The sequence below is a fragment of the Kribbella albertanoniae genome, from assembly GCF_004348455.1.
Classification (GTDB): Bacteria; Actinomycetota; Actinomycetes; order Propionibacteriales; family Kribbellaceae; genus Kribbella; species Kribbella albertanoniae.
The window spans coordinates 1-14,095 of sequence record NZ_SMKA01000251.1 but is presented as its reverse complement, the minus strand read 5'-3'; the positions used below and the strand labels follow the sequence as shown (position 1 = coordinate 14,095).

Here is a 14,095-nt window from a genome sequence, read left to right as displayed (position 1 = left end):
GATGGACGACAGCGCTTCGCTGCCGTTCATCGACCACGCCGGTCGCTCGCCCAGGAGTTCCATACCGTTAACTCTAGACAGGGCCACCGACAGTTTTCAAAGCCAGAACCCCTTATTTTCAAGGGAAGTACTTATCCACAGATTCTGGTCGGTCTATCCACAGGTCGTTAGTTGCCGATAGCAATCAGCTTGGTCGGAGACCGGGGTGTTCGGCGATGACCGTGCGGGAGCCGGGGGTGATTTCGGTGAAGCCGGCGTCTTGGACTACGGGGAACGCGGTGTGGAGGAGCTGGGTCCAGTGGGCTGGGTTGGCCGTGCGGACTACCAGGGGGAAGCCTGTGGTGGCCCAGTCCTTGCGGGCGGCGGGTGAGAGGGCCAGCCAGGCCAGGTGGGCGCCATGACCTACTTGGGCCATGGTTTTGCCGCTGGACATCTGCAGGGCCGGGTTGACCCAGAGGACTGGCGTGCTGGGGTGCGGTACGGCGGGGGGCTCGGGCTGGTCGAAGTCCGTGCCGGTGACCTGGAGTTTGGCGAGGTCCTTGGGGACATCGTCCAGGGGGACGGGCGGGAAGACGCGCACCTCGGCGGTGCCGTGGGTGACGGTGATGCCGGGGAGGGCTTCAGCTCGTCGCCACTCGGCGCCCCGGGCGCGGCGGACGACCTTGCGGATGCGGTGGTCCTGCCAGGCGGCCATGGCCTCAGCCCACTCGCCTGCGCCGATGGAGCGGTCATCAGCAAGGATCGCCAGTACGGCGTGGGCCGCGGCCTCGAGAGCGTCGGTCTGCTGCGGGCGGGCGTTCTTCTCGACGCGAATGACCAGAGTCAGTACGTGCTCCACAGGTGCGAGTCTGTCAGGGAGTAAGTTGACCGCATGCAGCAGTACCTGGATCTCCTGAAGCATGTGCTGGACCACGGGGCGGAGAAAGGGGACCGCACCGGGACGGGCACGCTGAGCGTGTTCGGGTACCAGTCGCGGTACGACCTCCGTCAGGGCTTCCCGGCCGTCACCACCAAGAAGCTGCACCTGCGGTCGGTGATCGGGGAGCTGATCTGGTTCCTCAGCGGCTCGACGAACATCAAGTGGCTGCACGAGAACAACATCTCGATCTGGGACGAGTGGGCCGACGCGGACGGCGAGCTGGGGCCGGTCTACGGCTACCAGTGGCGCTCCTGGCCGACTCCGGACGGCCGGCAGGTCGACCAGATCACCGGACTGATCGAGGGCATCAAGAAGAACCCCGATTCGCGCCGGCACATCGTCAACGCGTGGAACGTCGCGGACGTAGACAACATGGCGCTACCGCCGTGTCACACGATGTTCCAGTTCTACGTCGCGGACGGCCGGCTGTCCTGCCAGCTGTACCAGCGGTCGGCCGACATCTTCCTCGGTGTGCCGTTCAACATCGCGTCGTACGCGCTGCTGACCCACATGGTCGCCCAGCAGACCGGACTGGAGGTCGGCGACTTCGTCCATACCCTCGGCGACGCACACCTCTACCTGAACCACCTCGACCAGGCCCGCCTGCAGCTCACGCGTGAGCCCCGGCCGCTCCCGACCCTCCAGCTCGCGCACCGCGACTCGATCGACTCGTACGAGATCGCCGACGTCGAGCTGGTCGGCTACGACCCGCACCCGGGCATCAAGGCACCCATCGCGGTATGACGGTCATTCTGATTGCCGCTGTCGGGGCGAATGGTGTCATTGGTCGCGACAACGACCTGCCGTGGCGGATCCGCGAGGACCTGCAGCACTTCAAGCAGTTGACCCTCGGACACACCCTGGTGATGGGCCGCAAGACCTATGACTCGATCGGCCGGCCACTCCCAGGCCGCCGTACCGTCGTCGTCACTCGCCAACCGGACTGGTCGGCCAACGGCGTACAGGTCGTCCACACCCTCGAAGAGGCGCTCAAAGAGGGCGGTGACCTCTACGTGGCCGGCGGCGGCGAGATCTACCGCCAGGCGCTCCCGTACGCCGATCGCCTCGAACTGACCGAGGTCGACCAGTCCCCCGCCGGTGACGTCACCTTCCCGGCGTTCGACCGTTCGGACTGGACCGAAACCGCCCGTGACCCGCACGACGGTTTCAGCTTCGTCAGCTACCGACGTAGCTGAGCAGGCAACGACTACACAACGACACCACCAAGTCGGCCGGGAACCGCGTAGATTGTGTGCGCGTCACGGAGGTGACAGCACGCGGGGGTGGGGGACGCCTCGCGCAGGCCACCGGAGGGGAACGACGATGACCGAAGCCGATAACACCGCCGGAGCAGCAGGAACGGGGCAACCGGGAGCCGCCGCCGCACAGCAGGCGATGTCTCCGCTGCAGCCGCCGACCGCGACCGCTCCGGGTCTGATACTGACCGCTCCAGCGCCGTCACAGGCAGTAGCGACGACAGCTGCTCCGAGCCTTGCTCCGGCCGTCGACGCGGCCGCACTGCCCGGGCTGGACGCGAAGGTCGACACCTTCCTCAGTGCGCTGATGCTGGCCGAGCCGCGCTCCCCGGAGTTCGCTGCCAAGGCCACGGACGTGCGCAGCATGGGTGACCTCGACATCCGCAACGCCGCCGAGAGTTCGAACCGGTTGCTGCAGCAGCCGGTCAAGGCGCTCCAGAGCGGCGGCCTGTCCGAGGGGTCGACGGTCGGCAAGACGCTGCTCGACCTGCGCCGTACCGTCGAGGACCTGGACCCGAAGGGCGCCACCGGCACCCGGAAGCTGCTCGGGATGATCCCGTTCGGCGACAAGATCGAGGACTACTTCCGGAAGTACCAGAGCGCGCAGACGCACCTCGAGGGGATCCTGCACTCGCTGCGGAACGGCCAGGACGAGCTCGGCAAGGACAACGCCGCACTCAACCTGGAGAAGCAGAACCTCTGGGACGCCATGACGCGGCTGAACCAGTACGTGTACGTCGCCGAGCGGCTCGACGCTCGTCTGTCCGCAGCGATCGCAGAGCTGGACGCGACCAACCCGGACAAGGCGAAGGCGTTCCGCGAGGACGTGCTGTTCTACGTCCGGCAGAAGCACCAGGACCTGCTCACCCAGCTCGCCGTGTCGATCCAGAACTACCTGGCCATCGACATCGTGATCAAGAACAACATCGAGCTGATCAAGGGTGTCGACCGGGCTTCCACGACCACCGTCTCCGCGCTCCGTACGGCGGTCATTGTGGCGCAGGCACTGGGGAACCAGAAGCTCGTGCTGGACCAGATCACCGCGCTGAACACGACCACCAGCGGCATGATCGAGCGCACCTCGCAGATGCTGCGGGACAACTCGGTGGCGATCCAGCAGCAGGCAGCGTCGGCCAGCATCGGGCTGCCGCAACTGCAGGCCGCGTTCGCAAACATCTACGCGACCATGGACGCGATCGACACCTTCAAGTCCGAGGCCCTCGACAACATGGCGGCCACGATCGGCACGCTGGAGTCGGAGGTGACCAAGTCCCGCAGCTACCTGGACCGGGTCGCCGGACAGAACCAGCAGGTCGTCCACGGCAGCCTAGACATCAACATCGGTCGCTGACACCACACCACTAGCAGGGGACGGGCATGGCTCTGGGGGACTTCTTTGCGCGACTCACTGGTCGCCAGCAGGAGCCCGAGCCTGCCCCGGGGCCAAGGGCACCGACGAACGACGACCTGCTCGCAGCACTCGTCCGGGTCGAGGAGCTGATCGCACAGGGCGCCGTACCGGCTGTGGTGGCGTCGCGGGTGAACAGGGTGGTTCGGATCGTGCGGGAGACCATTCCGCGGCTGGGGAACCTGGCCGGCAGCGCACAGGCGTACTCCGTGATGGCAACGGCTACCGACTACCTGCCGGAAGCTATCGGCGGGTACCTGCGGTTGCCGCGCCAGTGGGCCGACACCCGGCCGGTGGACCGTGGCAAGACCTCACTGATGATCCTGATCGACCAACTCGACCTGCTCGGCGCCACGATGGACAAGGTGTTCGACGCGGTGAACCGGGCGGACGCTGCAGCACTGATCGCGCATGGCCGGTTCCTGCAGGAGAAGTTCGGCACAGGCTCCACTGGGGGAGGCTTGGCCCTTGGTCCGACCACCTCCACGCCACCGCCCAGCACAGGACCACTACAACCACCACCAGGACGAGGAGGGGCATGAGCGGCGAGGGGGGATTGTCACTGCAGCAGGCGCTGGCCGCGCTGCTGGAGATCGCCGTGCGTGCCGGTGTCGACGAGAACCGCGCCCGCACCGAGGCGTTGTCGCTCGCAGCCGCGCTGGCCGAGTCGGCACCCGGTGCGCCAACGGACTGGGCCAAAGCCTTCCCGGGGGCAACCACACAGGACTTCTTCGACGCGGCTGTCCGTGGCCGACGCTGGCGTGGCGCACCAACCGCCGTACTGACTGAGCTGGTCACCGCTGGATCACCGGAGAAGATCCCGTACGCCGAGGCTCTGGCTGAGCTCGCATCTGCCTCGTGCACGTTGGGTGAGCCGACCATGCGCGTTGTCGGTAACGCATCTGTCGCTGCTGCTGCTCAGCTGCAGGCGGCTGGTGCCCGGCCGCTCCAGGTCGCAGCTACTCCGACCGCTCCGGTGATTGCGAAGGCTGCTGAAGAGAAGCCTGAGGAACCGGCCAAGACGGTTGACGAGTTGCTGGCCGAGTTGGACGAGCTGACCGGGCTGGAGCGAGTCAAACGCGAGGTGCACCGACAGGTCGCCGTACTGCGCGTAGAGAAGCTGCGGACCGAGGCAGGGCTGAAGAGCCCGACCATCACTCGGCACCTGGTCTTTGTGGGCAACCCGGGGACCGGCAAGACCACAGTGGCCCGGCTGGTCAGTGGGATCTACAAAGCACTCGGACTGCTCTCCAAAGGACAGCTGGTCGAGGTGGACCGCTCTGAGCTCGTCGCCGGGTACCTGGGGCAGACCGCGACCAAGACTGCTGAGGTGGTCGCGTCCGCGGTCGGTGGGGTGCTGTTCATCGACGAGGCGTACAGCCTGACCGCAGGTGACCTGGGAGCCGACCAGTACGGGCGCGAGGCCGTGGACACGCTGGTGAAGGAGATGGAGGACCGGCGGGACGACCTGGTCGTCATCGTCGCCGGATACCCCGAGCCGATGGCGACCTTCATCGCCGCCAACCCCGGACTGGCCAGCAGGTTCCGCACCACGATCGCCTTCGACGACTACAGCGACGACGAGCTCACCGACATCCTCAGCGGCCTGTCCGAAGGCGCCGACTACGAGCTGGTGCCCGAAGCGCTGGAGCGGTTCCGGGAGATCCTCACCGAGACCCCACGCGGCCAGTCCTTCGGCAACGGCCGCTTCGCCCGCAACACCCTCGAAGCCGCCATCGGCCGGCACGCCTGGCGACTTCGCGACGTGACGGCACCCACCACCGACCAGCTGCGTCAGATCCTCGCCGAGGACCTCAGCGACGACCCCGTGGCATCCGAAGCAACAACGTCCGAAGATCCGGAGACGGGCGTCGGCGAGTCTTCGGACGTTACCGAGACTTCGGACGTTCACGAGCAAGGAGATGAGTCGTGACCCAGACTCAGAGTGCGCCGCCCGCGACCTGGTCGCCGCCGACGCCACAGCAGACCGCAGCACTTCAACGCCCCGGTACGCCGGCGCCGCGTGGAGCCGTGGCGCAGTGGTTCGAAGGCACTCCGGGGCGCATGCGCGCCTTCCTCGTCCTGGCGGCCGCCATCAGCGTCGTCTTCGGCCTGTGCGCAGCCCAGGGCTTCAACCAGTCCGACGGTGCTCTACAGCGCGCGGAGGCGAACGCGGCCCAGCTGGTGCGCATCCAGGCGATCCACACCAACCTGGTCAGCGCCAACGCCGACGCCACGAACGCGTTCCTGGTCGGCGGTCTGGAGCCTGCTCAACAACGGCAGCACTTCGTCGACTCGATGGCGTCCGCCGCCCGCTTGGTAGCGGAAGCCGCCAGCGCCCAGCCGGCCGACCGCGACGCGCTGGGCCAGCTCAACACGACGCTGGTCACGTACCAGGGTCTGATCGAGCAGGCGCGAGCCAACAACCGCCAGGGGCTGCCGATTGGCTCGCAGTACCTGAGGGACGCGAACGCGACCCTGCAGAACGACTCTCTGCCGCTGGTGAAGGCGCTGGTCGCGGCGAACGAGAAGCGCGTCGACACCGAGTTCGGTGGCGTCGGAGACGGCTTCTGGTGGGTCTTCGTCGGCGGTGTGCTCGCGCTGTTCATCCTCATCGTCACCCTGCGCTGGCTGGCCCGCCGAACGCACCGCTACCTCAACATCCCGATCCTGGCGGGCGCGATCGTCGTCGCCCTCACCATGCTGATCGGCACGTTCGCACTGTTCGCCGCATCCGGCAAAGCAACCGACACCCGCGAGGGCGACTACGCCTCCACGCTCGCACTGTCGCGAGCCCGCATCGCGGCGTACGACGCCCGCTCCAACGAGAGCCTCACGCTGATCGCGCGCGGTTCCGGCGACGCCTACAACAAGGCGTACGACGAGTCCGCGAAGGTCGTCGAGGACCAACTCCGCAAGATCTCCGGCAGCAGCGAAGGCGCCGGCCTGTGGGCGCTGTACCAGCAGTCGCACGCCGACATTCGGGACCAGGACGTCGAGAAGGGCAACTGGGATCTGGCCGTCAAGATCGCGACCGGAAACGCATCAGCCACCGAGAAGAACTCGGTGGAGGCGTTCGACGCCTTCGACAAGGCGACGGCGAAGGAACTGGAGAACACAAGTAGTGGGGTCAGCGGCGAGCTGAAGGATGCCCGGAACGGCTTGCCACCGATCGGGTGGCTAGGACTGCCGATCGGCATCCTGGTGGCCTTGCTGATGGCCTGGGGAATGTCGCAGCGACTGGGGGAATACCGATGAAGAAACTGATCGCCGCCTCGGCTGCCGTGCTGATGACCGTCACCGCCTGCGGATCCGGCGCGTACGACGCCACCGAGATCCCGCCCAAGCCCCAGCCGAAGGCCGCCGCCGCCCCCGCGGCGCCGGTGCCCTGCACCGACAAGACAAACCCGTTGGCGTCATACACGCCGGAAGGCGCGATGCCGCAGCCGGGCGCGATGCCTGCCGGTAGCTACATGAAGAAGATCTTCGACAACAAGCGTCTGATCGCTGGAGTATCTGCGGACAGCCTGCACCTCGGCTCCCGGAACCCGATCAGTGGTCAGATCGAGGGCTTCGACATCGACATGATCAAGGCGGTCGCCAAGGCGATCTTCGGCAACGAGAACGCGGTCGAGCTGCGAGTGATCTCCAGCCCTCAACGGATCCCCGTACTGAAGGACCAGACGGTTGACATCGTCGCTCGGAACATGACGATCAACTGTGCCCGGTGGAAGGACATCGCCTTCTCGGCCGAGTACTACCGCTCGGGTCAGAAGACTCTGGTACCGCTGGACTCGACCGCGAAGTCCACCAAGGACCCGAAGCTGGACGGGCAAACGATCTGTGCACCAGCAGGTTCGACGAGCCTGGACAACCTGAAGGCCGAGAACCCGAACATCATCCCGATTACCGCAGACACCGACACCGGATGCCTCGTTCTGTTCCAGTCGGGCAAGGCATACGGGATCAGCGGGGACGACACGGTGCTGGCCGGTGACGCCGCTCAAGACCCGTACGCGAAGGTGCTGCCGGAGAAGGCGTTCAGCGCCGAGCCGTACGGCCTGGGCATGTCGAAGGCCCACCCGGAATTCGTGCAGTTCGTGAACCAGGTGCTCGAGCAGATGAAGGCCGACGGCCGTTGGATGGCGTCCTACAACAAGTGGCTCGCACCTGACCTCGGCGACCTCAAGGCACCGCCTGCGCCCGTCTACGGACGGCCCATCACCCCATGACGGTTCGGACGCCCACTGCGGCGGCTCCGGCGCCGCCGGGGCGGATGGGGAGCAGCGTTCCTGCGCAGGAACTGCTGTCGTTCCTGGGTGAGCTGGGGACCTGGCGGGATCGGCGGAAGGCTGAGCTGGAGGAGTTGGATCAGGCTGCGCTTCATGCTCCTGATGCCGATGCCCTGAGTGCCGACGTTGTGCTCAGTATGGCGGTCTGGAAAGCCGTTTCGGATCGGTATGAGTTGATTCTGGTGACGTGGGATTCGGGGCGGGTCGGCCAGACCGAAACCGAGCGGATCTCGACGCTGATCTGGGGTGGGCTGGATACCGGCAGTGCTGGCGGATCACTGGCGGTTTCGTTGCCGGAGGCATGCAAATTGTCGGACGCGCTGGCGTCCAGTTTGCGGGCCAAGCTGGCGTTGGAGCCGGGCGATGCGGACCGAGCTGCGAAGTTGCGGCAGCTCAGAGCTCAGGTTGAGCGGATCGGTGATCTGGTCAAGCTGGAGCCTGCCAACGTCCGTAACGCTGCGCTCGCCGAGCACCACGACCTCGACCGCCGGCTGACAGACCTTGTCGACCGCAACAAACGTGGTGCGGACATCGGCGGTTTGATCGGACCGTTCGAGATCGACGCTGCTCGCACCGAGCGAGACCTGATTGTCGGTGCCGCCACCCGCAAGGAGCGTGCTGCGGACGTAGCGCAGGCGCGGTCACTCCGGAGTGAGCTGGAAGCACAGGGGACCGCAGTGCGCGCACTGGCCGACAAGGCGGTTGCCGCAGTCACACCGGCCCCGCGGCTCGCCGTACCGGATGTCACTGCGCTTGGAGCAGTACCGAACACCCCGGCTGAGCTGGAGCGGTACCTGACCCGGCTGGACGCCGTACGGCGGGCTCTTGGTCAGGCGCAGGCTGCGTATGGCGCGGCTGTGGCGCGGCGGGATGAGTTGGCGGCGCTTCTGGATGCGTATCAGGTGAAGGCGGGCCGAGTGGCCGCGAACAACGAAGACCTTGCGGAGTTGTACCGGCGTGGCCGTGCGGTGATGGAGTCGGAGCCGGTGGACACTGTCCGGCTCGCTGCGCTCGTCACGGCGTACCAGGCCTACCTGGAGAGCACAGGAGGGACCAGATGACGACCAACATCGCCTGCACGCAGCCTGGCTGCACGGGCACCATCATGGACGGGTACTGCGACGTGTGTGGCTCGCCTGCACCCGCTGGCGCGGTCAGCCCGTCCGCGGTCGCCGGTGCCCCCGATGTGATCGCACCGGACGAGCCTGACCCGATCAGCTCGCCGTCGACGGTATCCCGCGCGTCGAACCGCCTGGCGTCCACACCGCTCGGCTCTGCCCGCGCACAGGCCGCAGGCTCGAAGCTGACGCGCCGACTGGGTACGTCGTCCACCCGCCTGCGTGGTGCGCGGCTGGGTGCCGGTCTGACCCACGTACCGACGATTCCGCCGATCGACGCGAGCAAGGCGATCCTGGCGAACCCGATGGTGCCGGAGGACCGCCGGAACTGTCCCAGTTGTGGCAACCCGGTCGGCCGGGGGCGTGACGGGCAGCCGGGGCGCACCGAGGGCTTCTGCCCCAAGTGCCGCAACCCGTTCTCGTTCTCGCCGAAGCTGAAGGACGGTGACCTGGTCGGCGGCCAGTACCTGGTCCGAGGCTGTCTGGCGCACGGTGGCTTCGGCTGGATCTACATGGCCCAGGACCAGAACGTCTCGAACCGCTGGGTCGTCCTGAAGGGCCTGCTGAACTCAGAGGACCCGGACGCCGTCGCGGCTGCGATCGCCGAGCAGCAGTTCCTGGCCCGGGTCGAGCACCCGCTGATCGTCGAGATCTACAACTTCGTCACGCACGAAGGCGCCGGCTACATCGTGATGGAGTACGTCGGCGGCACCTCGCTGAAGACGCTGCTCAAGCAGCGGATGGCGGCCAACAACAACCAGTACGACGCCCTGCCGATCGACCAGGCCATTGCGTACCTGCTGGAGATCCTGCCCGCGTTCTCGTACCTGCACGACCTCGGCCTGGTCTACTGCGACTTCAAGCCGGACAACATCATCCAGGTCGGTGACGCGGTCAAGCTGATCGACCTCGGTGGTGTCCGGCGGATCGACGACATGGACTCGGCCATCTACGGAACGGTCGGTTTCCAGGGGCCGGAGGTGGCTGAGGTCGGCCCGTCGATCGCCTCGGACATCTACACCCTCGGCCGGACGCTGTGCGTGCTGGCGATGGAGTTCCGCGGGTACCAGTCCCGCTATGTCACGTCGCTGCCCCCGGTGGGCGAGGTACCGCTGTTCCAGAAGTACGACTCGGTCTACCGGCTCCTGCTCAAGGCATGCGCCAAGGACCCGGCGGACCGCTTCCAGACCGCTGATGAGTTCCGCGTGCAGCTGCTCGGCGTACTGCGTGAGGTCGTGGCGGACAAGCAGGGCACCAAGGCTGCCCAGCACTCCGCATCGTCGCTGCTGTTCGGTACGCCGGGCGACAAGTCGCTCGGGCTCGGTGATGCGGCCGCACCGTGGCAGCGGCTGCCTTCACTGATCGCGGACGACAGCGACAAGATGTCCGGCTGGTTGAAGACCGTCAGCGTGCCGGACCCGGCCAAGCGGCTCGAGCTGCTTGTGGACGCGCCCGAGCCGTCGCCGCAGATCCTGCTGGAGATCGCGGAGACCTCGCTGGAGGTTGGGCCGGAGCGCTACGACATGGTCGACACTGCGGTGGCGGATCTGCTCGCCGCCGACCCCTGGGAGTGGCGGGCGGTCTGGATGGCCGGACTGGTCGCACTGGCCCGTGGCGACGCTCGGGCGGCTCAGTCCGCGTTCAACGCGGTCTACGGCCAGGTGCCGGGTGAGCTGGCGCCCAAACTGGCGCTGGCGATCTCCTGTGAGCTCAGCAGCGAGTTCGACGTTGCCGAGGGCCTCTACCAGACCTGTGCGCGCACAGACGCCAACTACATCGCACCGTCGGCCTTCGGGCTCGCATCGATCCGGACCCACCGCGGCGACCTGGACGGAGCGCTCGGCGCACTGGACCTGGTACCGCGAACCAGCGGCGCGTATGTGCGTGCTCGCCGCCAACGAGCCGGTCTACTGGCAGGATCGGGACGTGGCCTGGATGCGCTCGCCCAGGCGATGGACAGCATCGAGTCGCTGACCATCGACCCGGTCGACCGGGCCAACCTGGCAGCGAGTGTGTTCCGGAGCGCACTGGACGAGGTACGGCAGTCCGGTCCGCAGGAGGGTCTGCGGATCGACGGCCGGGAGGCGACCGAGCCGGCCCTGCGGGACGGGCTCGAAGCCACCTACCGGCAACTGGCCGACCAGGCCCAGAGCCGGCCGGAACGGATCGCCCTGGTCGACCTGGCCAACGAGGTTCGAGGATGGACGTTGCGATGACGAGTACGACCGACCCGGTCTGCCCCAGCTGTGGTGGCCATGTGTCCACGACCGACCGCTTCTGCGAGGCCTGTGGCGCCGAGCTCAAGCCCGGCGAGCTGGCCCCCGCCGCGCCCGCGCTGGACACCGACACCGAGCCAACCGTCGAGATCCACGCACTGCCACCAGCCGGACCCTGTACGTCGTGCGGTGGCACTGTCGGCGCGGACGGGTACTGCGAGACCTGTGGGACCAAGGCCGCCAAGCCGCGGGACCACTTCAGCGAGCAGCCGGCGCCATGGGTGGCCGGTGTCTGCGACCGCGGTATCCGGCACACCCGCAACGAGGACGCGATGGCGATCGCCGCCGACCCCGAGCCGGGCAGCCGGGCGCTGCTGGTGGTCTGCGACGGCGTCAGCTCGTCACTCGACTCAGACGTGGCCTCGCTGGCCGGGGCGCGCGCCGCACGCGACGTACTGACTGCTGGGCATGCACAGGGCATCGGCACCGAGTCGTCGCGCAGCGGTGCGATCGTGGCCCGGTTGAACGCGGCGGCCGATGCCGCGAGTGACGCCGTACTGGAGAACACGAGCCCGGACAGTCCGAACCCGGCCTCCTGCACGTTCGTGGCCGTCGTACTGGAGGACGGGCTGCTCGTCGCTGGGAACGTCGGCGACAGCCGGGCGTACTGGTTTCCAGATGCGTCCGAGGCCGTCGCACTGACTGTGGACGACTCCTGGGCCGCCGAGCTGATCGCTACCGGTATCTCGCGTGCGGAGGCCGAGTCCGGTCCGCACGCGCATGCGATCACCCGCTGGCTGGGTAAGGACGCACCGGACCACACACCTCGTACGACGACTCTCCGGGTGACCGAGCCGGGCTGGGTCATGGTCTGCTCGGACGGATTGTGGAACTACTGCTCCGAGGCGGCACCGTTGGCCGACCTCACCCGTCAGACCGCTGCGGCCCACGGTGGCGACCCGCTTGCCACCGCATCCGCACTGGTCGACTGGGCGAACGCCCAGGGCGGCCAGGACAACATCACCGTCACGCTTGCGCGTGTTTAAGGGGAGGACCCGAGATGGCAGACTTCACCGCCGCTGTTTACCAGAACGAGTTCCTGCCTGACGGCGGTACCGACGTGCACGCGATCGTCACTGTGGACTGCACCGGCGCCGGTGCGGCCGGCCAGACCGGTACGGGTGACGCGGGCGAGATCATCATCGTCGACACCTCCGGCTCGATGGGTCGCGAGGGCGTCCAGGCGGCCGCGTTCGCGGCGCAGACCGCGCTCGACCAGATCCTCGACGGGGTCTGGTTCGCGGTCATCTCCGGGAACGACCGCGCCCAGCTGGCGTTCCCGCCGTCCGCGGAGCCGGTGATGGTCAAGATGGACCAGTACACCCGGCAGGCGGCCAAGGACGCGGTGTCCCGCTTCTACGCCGACGGTGGCACCGCCATGGGCACCTGGCTGCGGCTGGCGGCGCGTGTCTTCGCCACCGTCCCGTCGCTGTCGCAGAAGCACGCGATCCTGCTGACCGACGGCGAGAACCAGCACGAGACGCCGGAGGCGCTGACCCAGGCGATCCAGGCCGCCACCGGCCAGTTCCAGTGCGACGCCCGCGGTGTCGGTGTGGCCTGGCAGGTCGACGAGGTACGCCGGATCGCCCAGGCGCTGCTCGGCACAGTCGACATCATCCCGGCGCCGAACCAGCTCGCGGCCGAGTTCTCGAAGCTGATCCAGAACGCGATGAGCCGGGGCGTCGCCCAGGCCGACCTGCGGGTCTGGGCACCGCAGGGTGCCGAGGTGCTGTTCGTCCGCCAGGTGGCTCCGACCGTCGAGGACCTGACCTCTCGCCGTACGTCGATCAACCCGCTGACCGGCTCGTACCCGACCGGCTCGTGGGGCGACGAGTCCCGCGACTACCACGTGTCGATCCGGCTGGCTGCGAAGGGCATCGGGCAGGAGCAGTTGGCCGCCCGCGTCCAGCTGACCATCGGCGACAACGTGGTCGCACAGGGCCTGGTGAAGGCACTGTGGTCGAACGACGAGGCGCTAACCACTCGGATCAGCCCTGAGGTCGCGCACTACACCGGGCAGACCGAGCTGGCCGAGGCGATCCAGGACGGCCTGGCCGCGAAGGCCGCCGGCGACACAGCCACGGCGACCACCAAGCTCGGCCGTGCGGTCCAGCTGGCCGCCCAGACCGGCAACGAGGAGGCCACCACGCGGCTGCGCAAGGTGGTCGACATCGACGACCAGGACACCGGTACCGTCCGGCTGAAGCGGACCGTCGAGAAGGCTGACGAGATGGCTCTGGACACTGCGTCCACGAAGACCACTCGGGTGAAGAAATGAGCACAGTCAACTGTCCGAGCGGACACCCGTCCGTCTCGTCCGACTACTGCGATGTCTGCGGCCTCCCCATCGGGGCCGCAGCCACTCCGGTCGCACCGCCCGCACCTGCGGTCGCTGCACCCGGTCCCGCAGTAGCCACGCAGACCTGCCCGAACTGCTCGGACTCAGCCGCCGCAGACGCACTCTTCTGCGAGAGCTGCGGCTACGACTTCACCACCGGCACCATGCCGCGCCCCGCCTCATCACTCGACCTCTCAGCCACTCCCCCGACCGCACCGCCCGCACCGGCACCAGTAGTGGCCGAGTGGGTTGTCGAACGCTGGGTGGACCCCGACTGGTACGCCGTACAGCAGAGTGACGACCCGTGTCCGTCCCCTGGCCTGCCAGTGGTGATTCCGGTGACGGAGAAGAGCGTCCTGGTCGGCCGCCCCTCCCGCAGCCGCGGCATCGCACCCCAGGTCGACTGTGGCGACGACACCGGCGTGAGCCGCCGCCAGGCCCAGCTCACCACCGACGGCCAGCGCTGGTGGGTAGAAGACCTCCAGTCC

The 14,095-nt window shown here is 67.6% G+C and carries 13 protein-coding genes; 12 read left to right on the top strand and 1 reads right to left on the bottom strand.

The annotated features are described in order from the left end of the window. Window positions 1-184: 184 nt before the first annotated feature. Window positions 185-838 (bottom strand): peptidyl-tRNA hydrolase, encoded by a 654-nt coding sequence (locus E1261_RS35660; protein WP_238176634.1) that lies wholly within the window; start codon window positions 836-838, stop codon window positions 185-187. Window positions 839-871: 33 nt separating this feature from the next. Here E1261_RS35660 and E1261_RS35655 point away from each other — a divergent pair, with 33 nt between their 5' ends. The 12 genes from E1261_RS35655 to E1261_RS35600 all read left to right on the top strand — a co-directional run. Further along, window positions 872-1,663: a thymidylate synthase gene (locus E1261_RS35655; RefSeq protein WP_132414142.1), complete on the top strand. Its 792-nt coding sequence runs from the start codon at window positions 872-874 to the stop codon at window positions 1,661-1,663. Continuing rightward, window positions 1,660-2,115, top strand: a complete 456-nt coding sequence (locus tag E1261_RS35650) for a dihydrofolate reductase (protein ID WP_132414141.1) — start codon at window positions 1,660-1,662, stop codon at window positions 2,113-2,115. The genes E1261_RS35655 and E1261_RS35650 overlap by 4 nt, the downstream gene beginning before the upstream one ends. A 127-nt stretch (window positions 2,116-2,242) precedes the next feature. Beyond that, window positions 2,243-3,526, top strand: coding sequence for a toxic anion resistance protein (locus tag E1261_RS35645; RefSeq protein WP_132414140.1), 1,284 nt, complete (start codon window positions 2,243-2,245; stop codon window positions 3,524-3,526). A 26-nt stretch (window positions 3,527-3,552) separates the two neighbouring features. After that, window positions 3,553-4,125 (top strand): hypothetical protein, encoded by a 573-nt coding sequence (locus E1261_RS35640; RefSeq protein WP_132414139.1) that lies wholly within the window; start codon window positions 3,553-3,555, stop codon window positions 4,123-4,125. Continuing rightward, window positions 4,122-5,516 carry an AAA family ATPase gene (locus E1261_RS35635; RefSeq protein ID WP_132414138.1) on the top strand — a complete coding sequence of 465 codons (1,395 nt, stop codon included), beginning with the start codon at window positions 4,122-4,124 and terminating at the stop codon, window positions 5,514-5,516. Before E1261_RS35640 ends, E1261_RS35635 begins: the two co-directional genes overlap by 4 nt. Beyond that, the gene (locus E1261_RS35630) at window positions 5,513-6,841 is read left to right on the top strand and encodes a hypothetical protein (RefSeq protein ID WP_132414137.1); all 1,329 of its coding nucleotides are present in this window, start codon (window positions 5,513-5,515) and stop codon (window positions 6,839-6,841) included. Before E1261_RS35635 ends, E1261_RS35630 begins: the two co-directional genes overlap by 4 nt. After that, window positions 6,838-7,815 (top strand): glutamate ABC transporter substrate-binding protein, encoded by a 978-nt coding sequence (locus E1261_RS35625; RefSeq protein WP_132414136.1) that lies wholly within the window; start codon window positions 6,838-6,840, stop codon window positions 7,813-7,815. Before E1261_RS35630 ends, E1261_RS35625 begins: the two co-directional genes overlap by 4 nt. After that, window positions 7,812-8,936: a hypothetical protein gene (locus tag E1261_RS35620; RefSeq protein WP_132414135.1), complete on the top strand. Its 1,125-nt coding sequence runs from the start codon at window positions 7,812-7,814 to the stop codon at window positions 8,934-8,936. The genes E1261_RS35625 and E1261_RS35620 overlap by 4 nt, the downstream gene beginning before the upstream one ends. Further along, window positions 8,933-11,209 carry a serine/threonine-protein kinase gene (locus E1261_RS35615; RefSeq protein ID WP_132414134.1) on the top strand — a complete coding sequence of 759 codons (2,277 nt, stop codon included), beginning with the start codon at window positions 8,933-8,935 and terminating at the stop codon, window positions 11,207-11,209. Before E1261_RS35620 ends, E1261_RS35615 begins: the two co-directional genes overlap by 4 nt. Continuing rightward, window positions 11,194-12,255: a PP2C family protein-serine/threonine phosphatase gene (locus tag E1261_RS35610; RefSeq protein ID WP_132414133.1), complete on the top strand. Its 1,062-nt coding sequence runs from the start codon at window positions 11,194-11,196 to the stop codon at window positions 12,253-12,255. The genes E1261_RS35615 and E1261_RS35610 overlap by 16 nt, the downstream gene beginning before the upstream one ends. A 14-nt stretch (window positions 12,256-12,269) precedes the next feature. Beyond that, window positions 12,270-13,547: a vWA domain-containing protein gene (locus E1261_RS35605; protein ID WP_132414132.1), complete on the top strand. Its 1,278-nt coding sequence runs from the start codon at window positions 12,270-12,272 to the stop codon at window positions 13,545-13,547. After that, on the top strand, window positions 13,544-14,095 hold a 552-nt coding region (locus E1261_RS35600), incomplete at its 3' end, for an FHA domain-containing protein (RefSeq protein ID WP_132414131.1). The genes E1261_RS35605 and E1261_RS35600, both read left to right, overlap by 4 nt.

Bases quoted from the DNA above. Each gene is read 5' to 3' on its own strand.
- E1261_RS35655 (WP_132414142.1), top strand. From the start codon at position 872: ATGCAGCAGTACCTGGATCTCCTGAAGCATGTGCTGGACCACGGGGCG.
- E1261_RS35650 (WP_132414141.1), top strand. From the start codon at position 1,660: ATGACGGTCATTCTGATTGCCGCTGTCGGGGCGAATGGTGTCATTGGT.
- E1261_RS35645 (WP_132414140.1), top strand. From the start codon at position 2,243: ATGACCGAAGCCGATAACACCGCCGGAGCAGCAGGAACGGGGCAACCG.
- E1261_RS35640 (WP_132414139.1), top strand. From the start codon at position 3,553: ATGGCTCTGGGGGACTTCTTTGCGCGACTCACTGGTCGCCAGCAGGAG.
- E1261_RS35635 (WP_132414138.1), top strand. From the start codon at position 4,122: ATGAGCGGCGAGGGGGGATTGTCACTGCAGCAGGCGCTGGCCGCGCTG.
- E1261_RS35625 (WP_132414136.1), top strand. From the start codon at position 6,838: ATGAAGAAACTGATCGCCGCCTCGGCTGCCGTGCTGATGACCGTCACC.
- E1261_RS35620 (WP_132414135.1), top strand. From the start codon at position 7,812: ATGACGGTTCGGACGCCCACTGCGGCGGCTCCGGCGCCGCCGGGGCGG.
- E1261_RS35615 (WP_132414134.1), top strand. From the start codon at position 8,933: ATGACGACCAACATCGCCTGCACGCAGCCTGGCTGCACGGGCACCATC.
- E1261_RS35610 (WP_132414133.1), top strand. From the start codon at position 11,194: ATGGACGTTGCGATGACGAGTACGACCGACCCGGTCTGCCCCAGCTGT.
- E1261_RS35605 (WP_132414132.1), top strand. From the start codon at position 12,270: ATGGCAGACTTCACCGCCGCTGTTTACCAGAACGAGTTCCTGCCTGAC.